12 protein-coding genes are annotated in these 17,993 nt (G+C 74.1%); 5 read left to right on the top strand and 7 right to left on the bottom strand.

Annotated elements, in window-relative coordinates:
- Positions 1-3 precede the first annotated feature (3 nt).
- From ABZX65_RS20095 to ABZX65_RS20080, 4 genes are read left to right on the top strand one after another with little or no spacing between them, the layout of a single operon-like run.
- A complete protein-coding gene (locus ABZX65_RS20095) occupies positions 4-1,170 on the top strand; it encodes an acyl-CoA dehydrogenase family protein (protein ID WP_355341413.1) in 1,167 nt (388 codons plus the stop codon).
- On the top strand, positions 1,167-2,276 hold the full coding sequence (locus ABZX65_RS20090) for an HAD-IIIC family phosphatase (protein ID WP_355341410.1): 1,110 nt from the start codon (positions 1,167-1,169) through the stop codon (positions 2,274-2,276). The genes ABZX65_RS20095 and ABZX65_RS20090 overlap by 4 nt, the downstream gene beginning before the upstream one ends.
- Complete coding sequence (locus tag ABZX65_RS20085) at positions 2,273-3,115, top strand: thioesterase domain-containing protein (protein ID WP_355341408.1); 843 nt, start codon at positions 2,273-2,275, stop codon at positions 3,113-3,115. The genes ABZX65_RS20090 and ABZX65_RS20085 overlap by 4 nt, the downstream gene beginning before the upstream one ends.
- The gene (locus ABZX65_RS20080) at positions 3,102-4,679 is read left to right on the top strand and encodes an AMP-binding protein (protein ID WP_355341405.1); all 1,578 of its coding nucleotides are present in this window, start codon (positions 3,102-3,104) and stop codon (positions 4,677-4,679) included. Before ABZX65_RS20085 ends, ABZX65_RS20080 begins: the two co-directional genes overlap by 14 nt.
- 134 nt (positions 4,680-4,813) lie before the next feature.
- Here the strand turns inward: ABZX65_RS20080 and ABZX65_RS20075 are convergent, their stop codons facing one another.
- From ABZX65_RS20075 to ABZX65_RS20045, 7 genes are all read right to left on the bottom strand, one after another.
- Positions 4,814-8,641 carry an SDR family NAD(P)-dependent oxidoreductase gene (locus ABZX65_RS20075; RefSeq protein ID WP_355341402.1) on the bottom strand — a complete coding sequence of 1,276 codons (3,828 nt, stop codon included), beginning with the start codon at positions 8,639-8,641 and terminating at the stop codon, positions 4,814-4,816.
- A 9-nt stretch (positions 8,642-8,650) separates the two neighbouring features.
- Positions 8,651-9,406: an ABC transporter permease gene (locus tag ABZX65_RS20070; protein WP_355341399.1), complete on the bottom strand. Its 756-nt coding sequence runs from the start codon at positions 9,404-9,406 to the stop codon at positions 8,651-8,653.
- Positions 9,396-10,334, bottom strand: a complete 939-nt coding sequence (locus tag ABZX65_RS20065) for an ABC transporter ATP-binding protein (RefSeq protein WP_355341396.1) — start codon at positions 10,332-10,334, stop codon at positions 9,396-9,398. The genes ABZX65_RS20070 and ABZX65_RS20065 overlap by 11 nt, the downstream gene beginning before the upstream one ends.
- Before the next feature lie 103 nt (positions 10,335-10,437).
- Positions 10,438-13,158 (bottom strand): AfsR/SARP family transcriptional regulator, encoded by a 2,721-nt coding sequence (locus ABZX65_RS20060; protein ID WP_355341393.1) that lies wholly within the window; start codon positions 13,156-13,158, stop codon positions 10,438-10,440.
- Between the two features lie 62 nt (positions 13,159-13,220).
- Entirely contained in the window at positions 13,221-14,492 is a 1,272-nt protein-coding gene (locus ABZX65_RS20055) for a pyridoxal-dependent decarboxylase, exosortase A system-associated (protein WP_355341390.1), read from the bottom strand.
- The gene (locus tag ABZX65_RS20050) at positions 14,489-16,222 is read right to left on the bottom strand and encodes an acyl-CoA ligase (AMP-forming), exosortase A system-associated (RefSeq protein WP_355341387.1); all 1,734 of its coding nucleotides are present in this window, start codon (positions 16,220-16,222) and stop codon (positions 14,489-14,491) included. Before ABZX65_RS20050 ends, ABZX65_RS20055 begins: the two co-directional genes overlap by 4 nt.
- Entirely contained in the window at positions 16,215-16,493 is a 279-nt protein-coding gene (locus tag ABZX65_RS20045) for a phosphopantetheine-binding protein (RefSeq protein ID WP_355341384.1), read from the bottom strand. Before ABZX65_RS20045 ends, ABZX65_RS20050 begins: the two co-directional genes overlap by 8 nt.
- Positions 16,494-16,843: 350 nt before the next feature.
- On the opposite strand from ABZX65_RS20045, the gene ABZX65_RS20040 reads away from it, so the two are divergent.
- A complete protein-coding gene (locus ABZX65_RS20040) occupies positions 16,844-17,923 on the top strand; it encodes a hypothetical protein (protein ID WP_355341381.1) in 1,080 nt (359 codons plus the stop codon).
- Positions 17,924-17,993 lie beyond the last annotated feature (70 nt).

The following is a 17,993-nucleotide window of genomic DNA, read 5'->3' as shown; positions in this document are numbered from 1 at the left end:
ACCATGACGAGCTTGACCACGGCGCCGCCCCTCGCGGCGGCGCCGGCGGGGGCCCGGATCACCCGGGACTCGGCACGCGCGTTCGTCGACACCCACATCATGCCGGTGGCCGACGTGTACGACCGGCGGGGCGCGGTCCCCGAGGAGTTGCAGGAGCGGATCGGCGAGGCGGGCCTGTGGGCCCCCTTCTACCCGGCCGCGCTGGGCGGCCAGGACCTTGACCTGGTGACGCTCGGTCAGGTGCACGAGGAGGTGGGCCGGGGATGTTCCTCGGTCAGGTCCCTGCTCACCGTGCACACCATGCTGTCGTGGGCGCTGCTCCGCTGGGGCAGCCCCGCCCAGATCGAGCAGTGGGCGCCGTCGCTGGCCACCGGCGCGGTGCGCGGCGCCTTCTGCCTGTCGGAGCCCGCAGGTGGCGGCAGCGACACCGCGGGCATCCGTACCACCGCCGTCCAGGAGAACGGCGGGTGGCGGCTCAACGGCCGCAAGAAGTGGATCACCGGTGGCCAACGGGCGGACCTGTTCCTGGTGTTCGCCCGCACCGAGTCCAGCGTGATCGCCCTGCTCGTACCGCGCCGGTCACCCGGCGTGCGGGTGATACCGGTGGAGGACGTGCTCGGCACCCGGGCCTCGCTCATCGCCGAGCTGGAGTTCGACGATGTGCGGCTCGATTCCGACGCGCTGTTGGGGCCCAGTTCGTTCGCCTCCGGCATGGTGCTCAGCGGAACCCTCGACCTGGGCCGGTTCTCGGTCGCCTCCGGTTCCGTCGGAATCGTCCAGGCGTGCCTGGAGGCGTCGGCGTACTACACCGCGCAGCGCACGGTCGGTGGCAGCAAACTCCGTGAACTCCAGCTCATCCGGGCGAAGTTGTCGGACATGGTCACCGATGTGCGGGCGGCCAGGCTGCTGTGCCACCAGGCCGGTGTGCTCAAGGACGCCGGGGACCCGGCGACCATCATGGCCACCTGGGTGGCGAAGTACTTCGCGTCCACCGCGGCGGCCCGGCACTCCACGGAGGCCGTACAGATCCACGGCGCCAACGGAATGAGCGCCGACTTCCCGGTCGCACGGCTGTACCGGGACGCGAAGGTCATGGAAATCATCGAGGGCAGCAACGAGATCCAGCGGATCACGATCGCTGACGAGGCATACCGGGAGTGGGCACTGTGAGCACGCTGACGCAACCGCCGGCCACCGCGCCGGCCACCGGCCCGGCGTCGCCGCCGGACGGTCCGTACCGCAAGCCCGCGCAGGGCAAGATCAAGTGCGTGGTGTGGGACCTGGACAACACGCTGTGGGACGGGGTGCTGCTGGAGGACGGCGAGGTCACCCTGCGCCCCGGCGTGGTGGAGCACATCCGCCGGCTGGACGCGCTGGGCGTCCTGCACTCCGTGGCGAGCAAGAACGACCACGACACGGCCATGGCGAAGCTGCGCGAACTGGGCCTTGAGGACCTGTTCCTGTACCCGCGGATCGGCTGGAACGCCAAGTCGGAGTCGGTCCGGCAGATCTCCGCCAAGCTCAATCTGGGGCTCGACGCGTTCGCCTTCGTCGACGACCAGGACTTCGAGCTGGCCGAGATGGAGTTCTCCGTCCCCGAGGTCACCCGGGTCAACGCGCTCGACATCGACACCGAGCTGAACCGGATCGAGTTCCGGCCGCGGTTCGTCTCCGACGAGTCGGCGCAGCGCCGGGCGATGTACCACAGCCAGCTCGCGCGGGACGAGATCGAGAGCGATTTCGTCGGCACCAACGAGGAGTTCCTGGCCAGCCTGGGCATGACGTTCACCATCGCCCCGGCGGCCCGCGAGGACCTCCAGCGCGCGGAGGAACTGACCATCCGCACCAACCAGCTCAACTCGACGGGCCGCACGTACTCGTACGACGAGCTGGACGCGCTGCGCGAGTCGCCCGACCACCTGCTGCTGGTGGCCACCCTCACCGACCGGTTCGGCTCGTACGGCAAGATCGGCCTGGCGCTGGTGGAGACCGGCGACCCGAACTGGCAGCTCCACATGATGCTGATGTCGTGCCGGGTGATGTCCCGCGGGGTCGGCTCGGTGCTGCTCAGCCACATCATGGAGCGGGCGCGGGAGGCCGGTGCGGGCCTGCGCGCGGACTTCGTGGAGACCGGCCGCAACCGGATGATGCAGATCACCTACGCCTTCAGCGGCTTCCGCGAGGTGGCCAGGGAGGGCGACCGGCTGGTGCTGGGGGCGGACCTGGACCAGATCCAGCCGCTGCCCGGCTATGTCGAGGTCGAGGTGACGCGATGACGACCGTGCTGGAGGCGGCGCCCGCCGCCTCGTGGCTGCCCTTCGCGGAGCAGCCCGGCTGCGCCGGCGTGCGGCTGTACTGCCTGCCGCACGCCGGGGGTTCGGCCTCGGCGTACCGTTCCTGGTTCGGCAGGCTGGGCCCGGTGTCGGTGCGCCCGGTCCAGCCGCCCGGCCGGGAGACCCGGCTGCGCGACACCCCGTACGACCGGATGGACCGGCTGGTGCCGGACCTCGCGGACGCCGTGCTGGCCGACACCTCCCCGGAGGGGGAGACGCGGCCGTACGCGGTGTACGGGCACAGCCTCGGGGCGCTGGTCGGCTTCGAGCTGGTGCGGGAGATCAGGCGCCGCGGCGGGCCCATGCCGGTGCACCTGTTCGTCTCCGGGTGCGCGGCGCCCGGCTCGCCCGACGACGGCGACCCGCCGGTGGCGGGGATGACGCAGGACGAGGTCGTGGCGCTGCTGCGGCGGATCGGCGGCACCCCGGAGTGGATGCTGACCGACCCGACGGTGCTGCGGATGATCCTGCCGCCGTTCCGCGCGGACTTCGGGGTCAGGGACTCCTACGAGTACCGGCCGCAGGCTCCGCTGAGCGTGCCGATCACGGCGCTCGCGGCCACCGACGACCCGCGCGCGGGCATCGCCGACGTGGCGGGGTGGCGCGACCAGACCACCGGGCGCTTCACCTCGCACACCCTGACCGGCGGGCACTTCGCGGTGCTGGAGCAGGCCGCGGTCACCCACCGCTACATCGACCGGGCGCTGCGCGGCACCTGGGGCCCGCAGCTTCCGGGCCTCGCGCCCATCCACCCGCAGGAGGCATCCGTTGTTCACCACTGAACCCGCGCGCCTGCCGTCGCGGCCGGGCGGGCCGCGACGGGAGGCCGGGGACCGGCCGCCGGGGACCGCGGGCGCCGCGGTCCCGGCGGGCCGGACCCTCACCGACTGGTTCCGGCACGGCCTGGCGCTCGACGGCGGGGCCGAGGCGCTGCGCGTCGGCTCCACCGCCGTCGACTACACGCGGCTGGACGCCGCCGCGCGGGCGCTCGCCGGGACCGTCGTCGCGGCGGTCCCCGGCGGGCGGCCCCGGCGGGTCGGCCTGCTGGCCTCCCGTACCGTGACCGCCTACGCCGGTCTGCTGGCCGCGCAGTTCGCGGGCGCGGCCGTCGTGCCGCTGCACCCCGGCTTCCCCGCCGACCGCACCGCCCGGATGATCACCGCGGCCGGTCTGGACGCGCTGATCGTGGACGAGCGCGGCGCCGCCGTGCTGCCGGAGCTGGCCGGGGTCCTCGACGGCGTCCCCGTCGTCGGGGAGCCGGTCGGGGAGCCGTTGGAGCAGCCGCTGCCGACGACGCCCGACGACATCGCGTACATCCTGTTCACCTCGGGCTCCACGGGCACGCCCAAGGGGGTGCCCGTGCTGCACCGCAATGTCGACGCCTATCTGCGCTTCGTGCACGGCCGGTACGGCTTCCACAGCGGGGACGTGTTCTCGCAGACCTTCGATCTCACCTTCGACCTGGCGATGTTCGACCTGTTCACCGGCTGGGGCAGCGGCGGCACCGTGGTGAGCGTGCCGCCGACCGCGTACGCCTCGCTGGAGCGGTTCGTCGCCGAGCAGGGCATCACGGTGTGGTTCTCCGCGCCGAGCCTGGTGTCGCTGCTGCGGCGGCGGCCCCGGGGGCTGCCCGCGGGCAGCATGCCGAGCCTGCGCTGGAGCCTGTTCTGCGGGGAGCCGCTGCTGGCCCACGACGCGCGGGAGTGGGGCGCTGCGGCGCCCGGCTCGGTGGTCGAGAATCTCTACGGCCCGACCGAGCTGACCATCTCGTGCAGTGTGCACCGCTGGGACCCGGTCACCTCACCGTCGTCGTGCGTCAACGACGTGGTGTCGATCGGCCGTCTGCACCCCGGTATGCGGGCGCTGCTGCACGAGCCCACCGAGGACGGCGACGGTGAACTGTGCGTCACCGGCGACCAGATGTTCCCCGGCTATCTCGACCCGGCCGACGACGAGGGCCGGTTCCTGGAGCACGGCGGCGAACGCTGGTACCGCACGGGCGACTTGGTACGGCGGCTGCCCGGCGACGCCTTCGCGTATCTGGGCCGGCGCGACCACCAGGTGAAGATCCACGGGGTGCGCGTCGAACTGGCCGAGGTGGAGTGGGCGTTGCGCCGCGTCGAGGGTGTGAAGGAGGCCGTAGCGGTCGCCGTGGACGGCGAGTTGACGGCCTTCCTGCTCGGTGAGCGGCGGCCTCAGGCGGCCCTGGCCGAGGAGCTGGCGGCCTTCCTGCCGCGCGCCCTGGTCCCCCGCCGCTTCGTCCAGGTCGAGGAGTTCCCGCTCAACGCCAACCGCAAGATCGACCGCAAGGCCCTCACGGCGCGCGCCGCGGCGGCCGACCGGTGACGGCGCCCCGCCACCGGGTGGCGGAGCCGGGCGTGCCGCACGGGACCACCGCGCGGACAGCACGCGCGGGGCGGCCGACGCGGAAGGTCCGCGACGGCCGCCCCTGGCGGTACGGGTGCCGGTACGTGCCGGTGTCAGCCCTCCACGAAGGACGCCAGACGGCGGACGGTGAAGTGCTCCAGCAGGTCGGTCGGGGCGAGGTCGCACGAGAGGGCCGCGCGGATGCGCGCCGAGAGCTCGACGGCGACGAGCGAGTGACCGCCCAGTTCGAAGAAGCCGTCATCCGCGCCGATTCCCTCCACCGCCAGGACCTGGCCCCAGATCTCCGCCAGCGCCGCCTCCGTGCCCTCGGCGGGCTCGGCGTACGGGGTGCGCAGCTTCGGCCGCGCGTGGCGCTGCCCGTCGTCGGCGGCCCGCTGCTCCGCCGACGTGCCGTCGCCGGTGACCCACTGGGCGAGCCGCGGGGCGAGCGGCCCGGAGGAGATCACCACGTGGGCGAGCCGGTCGGCCGCCGCCAGCGCGCGCTCCAGCAGGGTCAGGCCCTCCGGCACCGTCATCTCGTAGGCCCCGGCGGCCGGATCGCCGTGCGCCTCACGGCGCTCCGCGTCGGTCGCCCAGGTGTCCCAGTCGACGGTGATCCAGCGGCCCTCGCCGCGCAGCCGGGCCCTGCGGGCGTACGCGTCCAGCGCCGCGTTGGCCGCGGCGTGCGGACCGAACGTGACGCCGCCGAGCACCGCGGACAGCGAGGACACGGTGATCCTGCGGTACTTGGCACGGTCCCCGAGGACCGCCTGGAGGGTGTGGAAGCCGGCCACCTTGGGGTGCAGGTGCGCGGCACGGTTCTCCCGGTCGGACAGGTGGGCGATCTCGAACCGGCTCGGGTCCCGCGTACCGGCCGCGTGCACCACCGCGTCGATGCCGCCGAACCGCTCGTCGGCCGCCCGGACGACGGCCCGCATCGCCTCCTGGTCGCCGACGTCCGCGCCCATGGCGATCACCTCGGCGCCGCGCGCTTCCAGATCCAGCACGTTCCTGATGTGCCGGGCGACCCGGTCGTCACCGGCCGACAGCTCCGGCCAGCGCTCACGCGGCGGGAGTCCGCCGCGCGAGGTCAGCACCAGACGGCAGCCGTGGCTCTCCGCGAGGTGTCGGGCCAGGGCCAGGCCGACGTCGCCGAGACCGCCGGTGATCAGCACCGTCTCGCCGTCGCCGAACACCGGACGCGCGGGGTCGGTCTCCTCCAGCGGGTGCGGCTGATAGGTCCGCGCCCACAGGTCGCCGGCCCGGACGGCCGAAGGCCCTTGGTGCGGGTGGACGATCGCGGCCAGCGTCTGGTCGACCGCCGCCGGTGTGCCGGCGCCCTCCGCCGGGTCCAGGTCGAGGTGACGGCACGACAGATGCGCGTTCTCCTGGCCGATGGTGGGGGCCAGCGCGGCGAGCGCCGCGTGCTCCGGATGCCGCAGATCGGTGCCGGTCACGGAGACGGCCCCGGCGGTCAGCAGGGTCAACTCGGCCTGCGCGGGCTCGGATTCGGCGGCCAGCACGCCGACCAGGCCGAGCGCGGAGTGCGTTCCCCGCTCCTGCTCCGCGGTGAAGTGGCCGGCGCCGTCGCCCTCGGGTGAGGCGAGCGAGAAGCCGTGCACGAGCGTGCGGGGCGCGACGAATTGCAGGGCCAGCAACTCCCCCAGATCCTCCGGGTGTTCGACGCGTACGGTGAAGTCCCCCGCCGCGTCCTGCCCGAACTCCCCGCCGGGCCTTGCCGTGACGACCTCGGCGCCGGCCACCGCCAGTCGGCGTACCAGCGCCTCGGCGCGCTCCTCGGCGGCCAGCACCAGCCACGGCCCGGCCGCGCGCAGCCGCTCGTCCAGATCGCGGGTGGGCAGCGGGCGTTGCCGCCACGCGGGCAGATACGACCACTGCGCGAGGTCGTCGACACGGCCCTCGGCCGGCGGCTTCTCACCGCGGGCTCCCGGCCGCGCCTCCACCCAGTGGCGGGTGCGGCGGAAGGGGTAGGTGGGCAGTTCGGCCCGCCGTCCCTCGCCCTTGTGCAGCGCGGCCCAGTCGATCGCGGCGCCCGCCAGCCACAGTCGGCCGACGGTGGTCACGAGCCAGCGCGCCGCCGACCCGGAGGGAGCGTCGGCCTCGGGGGCGACGGTGACGGTCTCGACGTGCCCGGTCCCGGTGTCACCGGCGGCCCTGATCCGCACGCCGATCGCCCGCAGCCCCTGTTCCAGGACGGCGGAGACGGCAGGGGAAGCGCCGCCCTCGGGGGTTCCCGGCAGCAACGAGGCCGCCGCGGCGGCCAGTTGGGACCGCCAGTCGGCCGGTGCCCGCTCCTCCTCGGCCAGCACCACGGCCGGGTCGTGCCGGGTGGTCTCGCCGTCCACCCAGCGGCCGGGGTCGCCGAGCGCGGCGACCGCGTCCTGGAGGTCGTCGCAGACCACGAAGCGGCGCAGTGCGAAGTGCCCGCGCGAGACCTGGAGGGTGTAGGCGACGTCGGCCGGGTCCAGTTCGGGGTGCGCGGCCAGGTGGCCGCGCAGCCGCTCGGTGACCTCGTCGAGCGCGTCCTGGTCGCCCGCGGAGAAGGCCAGCAGGTGCGGTCCGGGGACGGCGGCGCGGGCGGTACGCGGCGGGGCCTGCTCGATGACGACGTGCGCGTTGGTGCCGCCCATGCCGAAGGAGCTGACTCCGGCCCGGCGCGGCTCGGGTCCGGCCGGCCACGGCTGATTGTGCGGCAGTACGGTGAAGCGGTCGGAGGCGGCGGCCAGCGCGGGGTTGGGCTTCTCGAAGCCGGGGATGGCCAGCCGTACGCCGTCGCGGACGCCGAGCGCGGCCCGGATCAGGCCGGTGACGCCGGAGGCCCGGTCCAGGTGGCCGACGGCCGGTTTGGCCGAGCCCAGCACGATCGGTGTCTGCGGTGTCGTCTGGAACACCCGTGACAGCGCGGTCAGTTCGATGCCGTCGCCGAGCGCGGTGCCGGTGGCGTGGCACTCCACGTAGCCGACGGACTCGGGCTTGACGTCGGCGACGTTCAGCGCGGTACGGATCACCGCGGCCTGTCCCTCGACGCCCGGTGCGGAGTAACCGACGCGCTCCTGACCGTCGTTGTTGACCGCGGAGCCCAGGATGACCGCGTGGATCACGTCGCCGTCGGCGAGCGCGTCGGTCATCCTGCGCAGCGCGACCACGCCGACGGCCGCGCCCATCACCGTTCCGTCGGCCGCCGCGTCGAAGCTGCGGACCGTGCCCTGCGGCGAGGTGATGCCGCCCGGGTGGTACATGTACCCGGTCGGCTGCGGCAGCGGCAGGAAGGCGCCGCCGGCCAGGGCCAGATCGCTCTCGAAGGTCAGCAGGCTCTGGCAGGCCAGGTGCACCGCGACCAGCGACGTCGAGCAGAAGGTCTGCACGCTCAGGCTCGGACCGCGCAGGCCGAGCTTGTACGCCACCAGGCTGGTGAGCGAGTCCCGTTCGTTGCCGACCGCGACCAACTGGCCGCCGCCGGGTTCGTCCATGACGTGCGCGACGTTGTCGAGCAGGTAGTCGGGGAAGGCGGAACCGCCGAAGACGCCGACCTGTCCCGGCGGGGCCACCGGCGGGTAACCGGCGTTCTCCAGCGCTTCCCAGGAGCACTCCAGGAAGAGCCGGTGCTGCGGGCCCATCGTCTCCGCCTCGCGCGGCGAGAAGCCGAACGCGGCGGCGTCGAAGTCGGCGATGCCGTCGACCGGCCCGCCCACCCGTACGTAGTGGGGGTTGGCGGCGGTCCGCGCGGAGACGCCCGCCGCGGCCAGTTCCTCGTCGGTGATCTCGCGCAGGCCGCTGACACCGGCCAGCGCGTTGCGCCACAGCGTGGCCACGTCCGGGGCGCCGGGGAAGCGGCCGGCCATGCCGACCAGGGCCACCGCGGAATCGTAGGCGTCGTACGCCTCGTCGGTCTCGTCCGTCTCGTCGGGTATGTCAGACACGATGTCTCCTCACAGCAGGTGGCTGCGGCCCCAGCCGCGAGAGAGCCGGTAGGTGGCGAAGGCGCCGCAGGCCACGCCGATCGCCAGGCAGACCAGCGCCGGGCGCAGCATCCGCGAGGCGTCGCCGTCGATGGCGGCGTGCAGCAGGGACATCGCCCAGTAGCCGGGCGAGGCCGGGGCGATGTGCTGGGCCCAGGCGGGCATCAGGCTGACCGGCACCAGGGCGCCGCCGAGCGCGCTGACCAGCATCGCGCCCAGGTCGGAGACCATGCCGAGGTCGCCGCGGCTGCGGACGACCGTGGCGAGCGCCGTGCCGAGGGCGAGCAGGGTGAAGCCCCACACCGCGACGGCCAGCATGATCCAGCCCAGGGTCGGCGGGACCGGCAGCCCGATCACCAGGCAGCCGAAGATCAGCAGCACGCTCTGCTGGAGCAGCAGGATCACGAAGGCCGGTACGGCCTTGCCCAGCAGGAGCTGGGCCCGTGAGGCGCGGGTGACGCGCAGCCGGTCCCAGGTGCGCCACTCGCGCTCGACCATGATCGAGTTGCCCACGATGGAGAGCGCGAAGACCGAGAACATCACCAGCGGCCCGGTGACCGCCTGGAGCGTGCCGGTCTTGAGCGCGGTCACGTACAGCGGTTTGAAGACCAGCATCAGCAGCATCGGCATCGCGATGTAGCTGATGAGCTGTCCGGGGTCGCGCAGCCGCAGCAGGGCGTTGTACTTGGCCATCAGGCCGGACCGGTAGAGGGATTCAGTCGACATCGAGCACCGCCAGGGATCGGTAGAGGTCGTCGAGGTCGGGCTTGCGGACGTCGACGGAGGTGACCGGCTGCCGCGCCTCGTGGAGCAGCCGCACCAGGGCGGCGGTCGGGTCGGTGGTGGACTCGTGGAGTTCGCTGCCGTCGGCCAGGACCACGCGGACCTCGCCGGGCAGGCCCTCAAGGAGCTGCGCGCTGGTGCCGCGGGCGACCACCCGGCCGCGCTTGGCGACGGCGATGGTCGCGGCCAGTTCGGTGAGTTCGGTCAGGTAGTGGGTGGTGTAGACGACGGCGGCGCCGTCGGCGGCGCGGAGCTTGACGGTGTCGAGCAGCGCCTGGCGGGTCTCCGGGTCGGCGCCCGCGGTGGGCTCGTCGAGCAGCAGCAGGTCGGGGCGGTGGATCATGGCGACGGCCGCCTGCGTACGGCGCTGCTGGCCGCCGGAGAGCACACCGGCCGGGCGGTCGAGGAATTCGGTCAGCCGCAGCGCGGCGGACAGTTCGTCGATGGCGGACGTGAGGGCGCGGCGGCGCAGCCCGGACAGGCCGCCGAAGAACTTCATGTGCTCGCGGACGGACAGCGGCGGGTAGAGGGCGATGTTCTGCGGGGAGACGCCGATCCGCCCGCGCGCCTTGGTGGGCTCCTCGCCGCCGATGCGGACGCCGCCGGAGTCGGCCCTGATGAGCCCGGAGACGATCTCGACGAAGGTCGACTTGCCCGCGCCGTTGTGGCCGACCAGTCCGACGATCTCGCCGCGGTGCGCGGTCAGTTCGAAGCCGTCCAGCGCCTGGACCTCGCCGTAGCGCTTGCTGAGTCCGGTCACTTCGAGCATGGCCCGGTCGCTGTCCTCACCGCTCCTGGCGGCCTGCCGGTCCGGCTTCCGCGACGGTTCGTCCCGCACTCCCGCCGGCGGCGAGGGGGTCCTCAAGCTCATTGCTCCTCCTGGGAATCGGTGTGCTGCCAGTGCAGAACGCGGTGGTCAGGACCGGTGGGCGCCGGGGCGGGGCACCCGTACCGCACGGGGTGGGGCGCCCGCGTCACTGCTCCTCCACCGATTCGGTACGCCGACGGGTGGGGAAGGAGGCCGCCGGGCGGTGACGGGGGGCCGTGGAGCGGGGGGCCGGGGTGGTACGGGCCGCGGGGGTGCCGGAGCCGCCGGTGCTGGCGGCCAGGCCGTAGCGGCGCTGGGTGGCCGGGACGCCCCAGGCGGAGGTCTCGACCGGCGTCGCGGGCGTCGAGCCCGCGCCGCCGCGGCCGGGACGCGGGGTCCTGCCGTCGGCCGCTGCCCCGGTCTCGCGGGCCAGCCGCTCCAGCGCCTTGCCCGCCGCCTCGCGCCAGGAGTCGGCGCCGAGCCGTTCGAAGGCGCCGAGCGCGCCCCGCAGCCGGGCGGTGGCCTGCTCGTACCGGCGCTCGCGCAGGTCGAGCGTGCCGAGCGAGAACAAGATGGCGGCCTCGCCGAGGGAGTCCCCGGCGCGCTGCGTGGCGCGCAGCGCGTCGGTGCCCGCGGCCCGCCAGTCGTCGTGCGCCCGCTGGACCGCGGCCAGCGCACCGACCGCGACCGCCAGGTGCCAGCACGCCTCGGTCTCGTGGACGTCGGCCGCCTGCCGTACGGCGGCCAGCAGCGACTCGCGCTCGGTGCCGTACCACTCGCCGGGGTCGCTCAACACGGCCCGGAGCATGGGCAGTTCCATCGGCCAGCGGGTGGGGTGGTGGAGTTCGGCGGCCGGGGTGCCGCCCTGGCGCAGCAGCGCCTCGTCGGCCAGCGTCAGCCACGCGCCGAGCAGCCGCCGCCGCGGGGCCGACTCGTCCTGGTCCTCGGCCAGTTCCGCCAGGCACTCGGCGGCGTGCAGCCGGGTCAGGCCGCGCAGCCGGTAGCGGGCGGTGACGCCGCTGCCGCCGACCGGGTCGACCAGCCGGGCGTCGACCAGCGTCTCCAGCACGTCCACGGCCGACGCGGTCGCCACGTCGAGCAGCGGGGCCGCGGCCCACGCGGGGAACTCCGCCGTGGGCAGTCCGCCGAGCCGGGCGAAGAGCTGCCGTGCGGGCGCGGCCAGTTGCTCGTAGGTGCCGCGCAGCGCGGCCCGGACGTCCAGGCCCTGGTGGAACAGCTCGTCCAGCCGGCGGCGTTCGTCGCGCAGCCGCGCGGTGAGCTGGGCCAGGCTCCAGTGCGGGCGGGCGGACAGCCGGGCGGCGGCGGCGCGCAGCGCCAGCGGCAGCCCGTCGCACAGCTCGGCCAGTTCGATCGCCTCGCTGGGCTCGGCCGCCACCCGCTCGCGGCCGGTCATCGCCGCGAGCAGTTCCACGGCCTCGGGGATCTGCGGCACTTCCAGTTCGACGGTGTACGTGTCGGCGGGCGCGGACAGCCGGGCGCGGCTGGTGACGAGCAGACCGCAGGTGGGGGTGCCGGGCACCAGGGGGCGCAGCAGCGTGACGTCGGCGGCGTCCTCGACGACCACCAGCATCCGGCGCTCGGCCAGCGCGCTGCGGTAGAGCGCGGAGCGGCCGTCCAGGGACTCCGGTACGGCGGCGGCGGTGAAGCCGAGCGCCCGCAGGAAGCGTTCCAGGACGTCGGAGACCTCGCGGGGACCTGCGCCGACCGGCAGCCGCGCGTACAACTGGCCGTCAGCGAAGGCCGGGGCGAGGGCGTGCGCGGCCTCGACGGCGAGCGCGGACTTGCCGACGCCCGCGCAGCCGGTGATCACGGCCATCGGCGCCGAGGGCGCGGACAGCCGGTCGGTCAGTTCCGCCAGGACGTCGGCGTGGCCGGTGAAGTCGGTGATCCGGGCCGGGAGCATCCGCGGCAGCGGCAGCGGCGCGGTCGCGTTGACGGTGGCGGGGGCGGCGGTCTGCGGGAGGTCCAGGTCGCCGGAGCCGTTGAGGATGGCCAGCTCCAGCTTGAGCAGCACCGGCCCCGGCTCGATGCCCAGCTCCTCGATGAAGGTGCGCCGCACCTGGTGGTACGCGGCCAGCGCCTCGGCCTGCCGCCCGCAGCGGTACAGCGCGGTCATGAGCTGCACGGCGGGGCGCTCGCGCAGCGGGAATTCGGCGGCCAGCGCGCTGATCTCGCCCAGCACCTCGTGGTGCAGGCCCAGACGCAGCTCGGCGTCCAGGCACTCCTCCAGCACCTCGAAGCGGCGCTCGGAGATCCGTACCAGCTTCGTCTGCACCACGGGGCTGTCGACCTCGGGCAGCGGGTCGCCGTTCCACAGGTCGAGCGCCTCGCGGAAGGCGGCGCGGGCGGCGGCGGGCCGCCCGTCGGCCGCGGCGGCCCGGCCGCGGGCCGCCAGCTCGTCGAAGACGTGCAGGTCCAGCTCGCCGGGGGCGAGGTCGAGGGTGTAGCCGAGGCCGTGCATGCGGATGCGCTTGCCGAGCCCGGCGCGCTCCATCCGCTGGCGCAGCGCCGACACGGCGGTCTGCACCTGGGAGCGGGCGGTCGCGGGCGGGGTGCCGCCCCAGACCGCGTTCACCATCGTTTCGAGTCCCACACCGCGGCCGGTCTCCAGCAGCAGCAGCGCCAGCACGATCTGCTGCCGCCGCGCCGTGACCGCCACCTGCTGCGAGCCGCGCACCTCGAGGGAGCCGAGTACCCGGAACCGGACCGCGGTGCCCACCGGGGCGGCGGGCGCCTGCCCGTCCACGGTGGGCTCACCCGTCAGGTCCGTTGTCGAGTCCGATGTCGAGTCCGCGGGCGGGTTCGCAGCCGGGTCCGGCGTGGGGTCCGCCGTGGCTCTGGCGGGGAGGGGTGATGCGATCGCCATGTCCGTCAGCCTTCCTTGCAACGTGAGGCTCGCGGGGCCCGGTGCCGCCGCGGCGGGTGGGTTCAGATCAGGACTTCGTGCGGTGCCGGATGGCCGAGGAAGCCGACCGGACTGGCCGTCAGGCCGTAGGCGCCCGCCTGGAACACCGCGATGAGGTCGCCGATCTCCGCGTGGGGCAGTGACACGTCCTTGCCGAGCAGGTCGAGCGGGGTGCAGAGGCAGCCGACCACGTCGACCGTCTCGGTGGCCGGGGCGACGGCGGAACCCACCACCGCGATGGGGTAGTTGCGCCGGATCGCGCGGCCCAGGTTGCCGGTGGCCGCGAGCTGGTGGTGCAGACCGCCGTCCACCACGAGGAAGGTGGTGCCGCGGGAGATCTTGCGGTCCACGACCCTGGTCAGATAGACACCGGCCTCGCCGACCAGATAGCGGCCGAGTTCGATGACGGTGCGCGCCTGCGGGAGCGCGGGGCGGATGACGGTGTCGAGGAGCTTGGCGAGGTTCTCGCCGATCGGCCCCAGGTCCAGGGCGCGGTCACGGGCGGCGTAGGGGATGCCGAAGCCGCCGCCGAGGTTGAGGTAGCGCACCGGTCCCGGCGCGTGCTCGGCCAGTTCCGTGACCAGTTCCACGGTGCCGCGCTGGGCGGCGCAGATGCTCTCGGCGTCGAGGTTCTGCGATCCGGCGAAGACGTGGAAGCCCTGGAAGTCCAGCCCGGCCGCGCCGATCCCGGCGAGCAGTTCCGGCGCCTGTTCGGCGTCCACCCCGAACTGCTGCGGTCCGCCGCCCAGCCGCATGCCCGAACCGCGCACCGCGAAGGGCGGGTTGACGCGCAGGGCGACGCGGGCGGTGATGCCGAGCTGTTCGCCCGCGAGCCGGACCCGGGCCAGTTCCGTGGCCGACTCCAGTTCCACGATGACGCCCGCGGCGACGGCCTGCCGGATCTCGATCGAGGTCTTGCCGGGTCCGGCGAAGCCGATCCGCTCGGCCGGGACGGTGGTGTCGAGCGCGGTGAGCATCTCACCGGCCGACGCCACGTCGAGGCCGTCGACCAGCGTGCTCATGTGGTGCAGCAGCGCGGGCATCGGATTGGCCTTGACGGCGTAGTTCAGCTCCACGCCGTCGGGCAGCGCCGCCCGCAGTTCCGCGACGCGGCGGCTGAGCAGGGAACGGTCGTAGGCGAAGAAGGGGGTGGAGCCGACGCGTTCGGCCAGCCGCCCCGCGGGCACCCCGCCGACGGCCAACTCGCCGTCCACGACGGTGAACCGGCCGTGCCGGCCGAAGCCGCCGAAAGCGTCGGCGCCCTCCGCGCCCTGACCCGGTGCCGCGCCGCTCATCGGTTGCCCTCCACGGTCCTGCGCAGCTCGACCCGGTCGAATTTCCCGTTCACCGAACGCGGCAGTTCGTCCAGGACGACCGTGCGGCGCGGCAGCATGTACGGCGGCAGCTCGCGGGCGAGCGCCTGGTGCAGCCGGGCGGTGTCGCAGGCCCCCGCGACAACCAGGACCACGTGCTGGCCGAGCCGTTCGTCGCCGACGCCGAGCGCGACCGCCTCGGTGACCAGGCCGCTGGCGTACACGGCCTCCTCGATCTCGGTGGGGCTGATCCGGTAGCCCGACGACTTGATCATGTCGTCGGTGCGGCCGACGAAGTACAGGAAACCGGCCTCGTCGCTGTAGACGGTGTCGCCCGACCAGACCGCCAACTCGGTGCCGCCGTACGGGACGGCGCCCGGCACCGGGCGGAAGCGTTCGGCGGTGCGCTCGGGGTCGTTCCAGTAGCCGAGGGCCACCAGCGCGCCGCGGTGCACCAGTTCGCCGTGCTCGCCGGGCACGCACGGGGTGCCGTCGGGGCGGAGCACCAGGATCTCGGCGTTGGGGATGGCCTTGCCGATCGAGTCGGGACGGCGGTCGGTCTCGTCCGGGTCGAGGTAGGTGGAGCGGAACGCCTCCGTGAGCCCGTACATCAGATACGGCCGGGCCTGCGGGAAGATCTCGCGGAGCCGGCCCAGGGTGGCGCGGGGCATCCGGCCGCCGGTGTTGGCGAAGTACCGCAGCCGCGCGGTCGCCTCCCGCGGCCACTGCTGGGCGGCCAGTTGCAGCCACAGCGGTGGTACGCAGGTGAGCGCGGTGACGCCGTGGCGGGCGCAGAGCCGTACCACCTCGCGCGGCAGCAGGTAGTTGGTGAGCACCAGGTGGGCCCCGGCGATCAGGGTGGTGGTGAGCTGGCTGAAACCGGCGTCGAAGCTGAACGGCAGCGCGGCCAGCACCACGTCGTCCTCGGTGTGCCCGAGGTAGGAGGCGACGCTCTCGGCTCCGGCGAGCAGATTGCGGTGCGAGAGCACCACGCCCTTGGGGCCGCCGGTGCTGCCCGAGGTGTAGAAGACGGCCGCGACGTCGCCGTCCACGACGGCGTCGGCGCCGGGCACCGGCAGCGGCCCGTGCTCGCGCAGCCGCTCCCACGGCACCGCGGTCCAGCGGTCGTCGGCCGGGAGTACGGTGCCGGTGTCGCCGATCAGCACCAGGTGGCGGACGGTGGTGTCCGGCGGCAGCGCCGCGCGTACGGTCTCCAGCCGCTCGGCGGTGGTGACCAGCGCGGTGACCGCGCAGTCGGTGGTGATACCGGCCAGGTGGCGGCCCTTGAAGAGCGGGTTGACCGGGACGAAGACGGCCCCGGCCGCGGAGACCGCGAGCATCGACACGACGGTCTCGACGCGCTTTTCCGCGTAGACGGCGACGCGGTCGCCGCGCCGCACGCCCAACCGGTGCAGGCCGTAGGCGACTTCGGCGACCTGCTCGGCGAGTTCGCCGTAGCTGACGGTGCGGTCCTTGAAGGTCAGCGCCGGGCGGTGGGTCGCGCCGCGCGCGATCAGCCGGTCCAGGCGGGTCAGCGGCGGGGCGACCCGGCGGGCGGCCACCGCCGCCCCGTGGGGCGCCGTGCCGTTCGTGGACGGCGCACTTGTCGCCGTGCCGTTCGCCGCCGTGCCGTTCGCCGCCGTGGCGTGTGCTGTCGTCCGGCCCGTCGTCGGTTCGCTCACCGCCGACGCGCTCACCGTCGGCTCACTCATGGCCGGCCGCGAGTTCCGGCGTGACGAAGTCGGCGACGGTCGCCCACAGCGAGCCGACCGTGGCGAAGGTCTCCTCGGTCAGCAGCTCGTCGTCCAGCTCCACCCCGAAGTGGTCCTCCAGGTCCGCGAGAAGCTGCACGACGCCCATCGAGTCCAGCCCCAGCGCGGCCAGATCGGCGTCCGCCGTCAGCTCGTCGCCTTCCGCGTACGGCAGGCGGGGCAGCAGGACGTCCTGAAAGGTGCGCGGTATCTCCCGCGTCGTCTCGGCCATGGTGATCGGTCCCCTTGTCTTCGTCCGGTCTTCGTCTTCGTCCGGGGCGCGGGACCCACCCGCGCACAGATGTCACTTGACCGCCGGCCGCTCTCGAACCGCCATCGCAGCGCTCTCGCCCGGCCCCTCGGACGAGGTGACGCGGGTTCCCGGGGCGATGGCGCGGCCCCCGGCGGCGGTCCCCGGACAGTGGGCCGATAGCGGATCGATAGCGCGCCGGGAGCCGGTATCAGGGGGCGGTGAGCGGAACGAGGGCGGCGTGATGGCGGCCCGACGCACCATGGGCGGAGCACGAACGGAACCTGACCCGCCGCGGCACCGCATTGATCCACGAAGGGGAGGCACCCTCCATGCTCACGGGGATATCCGACCTCGCGCCGACACCGGACCGCCCGCCGGAACACCCGCGTCCCGCGGGATACGACCGGCACCCGGCCGGCGGCCACGACAGCGGCGATCTCGTCGCGGTCTACCAGTACGCGACCCGCAGCGGCGCCGTCACCCCCGGCTCGATCGACCTGGTGGCGCTCGAACTCGGTCTGTCCGCGGGGGAGGTGTTCGCCGCCGCCGCACGGCTGGTGGAACTGCGGCTGCTGCGCACCGACGAGACGACCGGCACCGGTCTCGTACCGGTGGACCCGCACTCCGCGGCGACCCAGCTCACCTCGCCGATCGAGCGGGCCATCCTCCAACAGCGCGAGCTGGCCGACCGGTTGCGCGCCAGGATCGACTCCATCGCGGGCGGTCCGGGCGGCGCGGAAGGGCCGCTCGGCGTCATCGACACCGTCGAGGGCGAGGCCGAGATCCGCGGCCTGCTGCGGCTTGCGGCCGGTGACTGCGCCACGGAGGCGATCGTCCTGCGCCCCGGTCACGACGCGCGGATCGCCCCGGACGACCTCTTCGACGCCTGCTACGACACGCTCGGCACGGAGATCGACGTACGGGTGCTCTCGCCGCACCGCGACCGCGCCGACTTCGCCTCCCGCGCCCGCGCCAAGAAGCTGACGGAACGCGGCGCGTCGATCCGCACCATCCGCTCCGTGCCGCAGACGGCGGTGGTCTTCGACCGCGCGCTGGCCGTGGTGGTCACCGCGGGCGAGGCGGGCGGACCGCCCACCGCGCGGCAGGTCCGCGACGAGACGATGATCCGGTGCATGGTCGACATGTTCGACCTGCTGTGGGACGGCGCCGCGCCCTTTGCGATGGAGGAGGCGGGCTACGCGGAGGACATCAACGACGACCTCCAGCGCTCCATCGCCCGGCTGATGGCCCAGGGCCTCACCGACGAGGTCGTGGCCCGCCGCCTGGACATGTCGGTCCGCACCTGCCGCCGCCACATCGCGGCCCTGCTGCGCAGCCTGGGCTCGGTCAGCCGCTTCCAGGCCGGCGTCCAGATCGCCCAGCGCCTGTCCCTGGAGGAGGCCGCCTGAACCCGCCCCCCGCACACCCGTCCCCGACCCGCACGGCGGCGGCCGACCCCCCCCCCGGGGGGGGCCCCCC

This window comes from Streptomyces sp. NPDC003300 (genome assembly GCF_040610915.1).
Lineage (GTDB): Bacteria > Actinomycetota > Actinomycetes > Streptomycetales > Streptomycetaceae > Actinacidiphila.
This window is presented reverse-complemented; position numbering and strand designations above follow the sequence as displayed.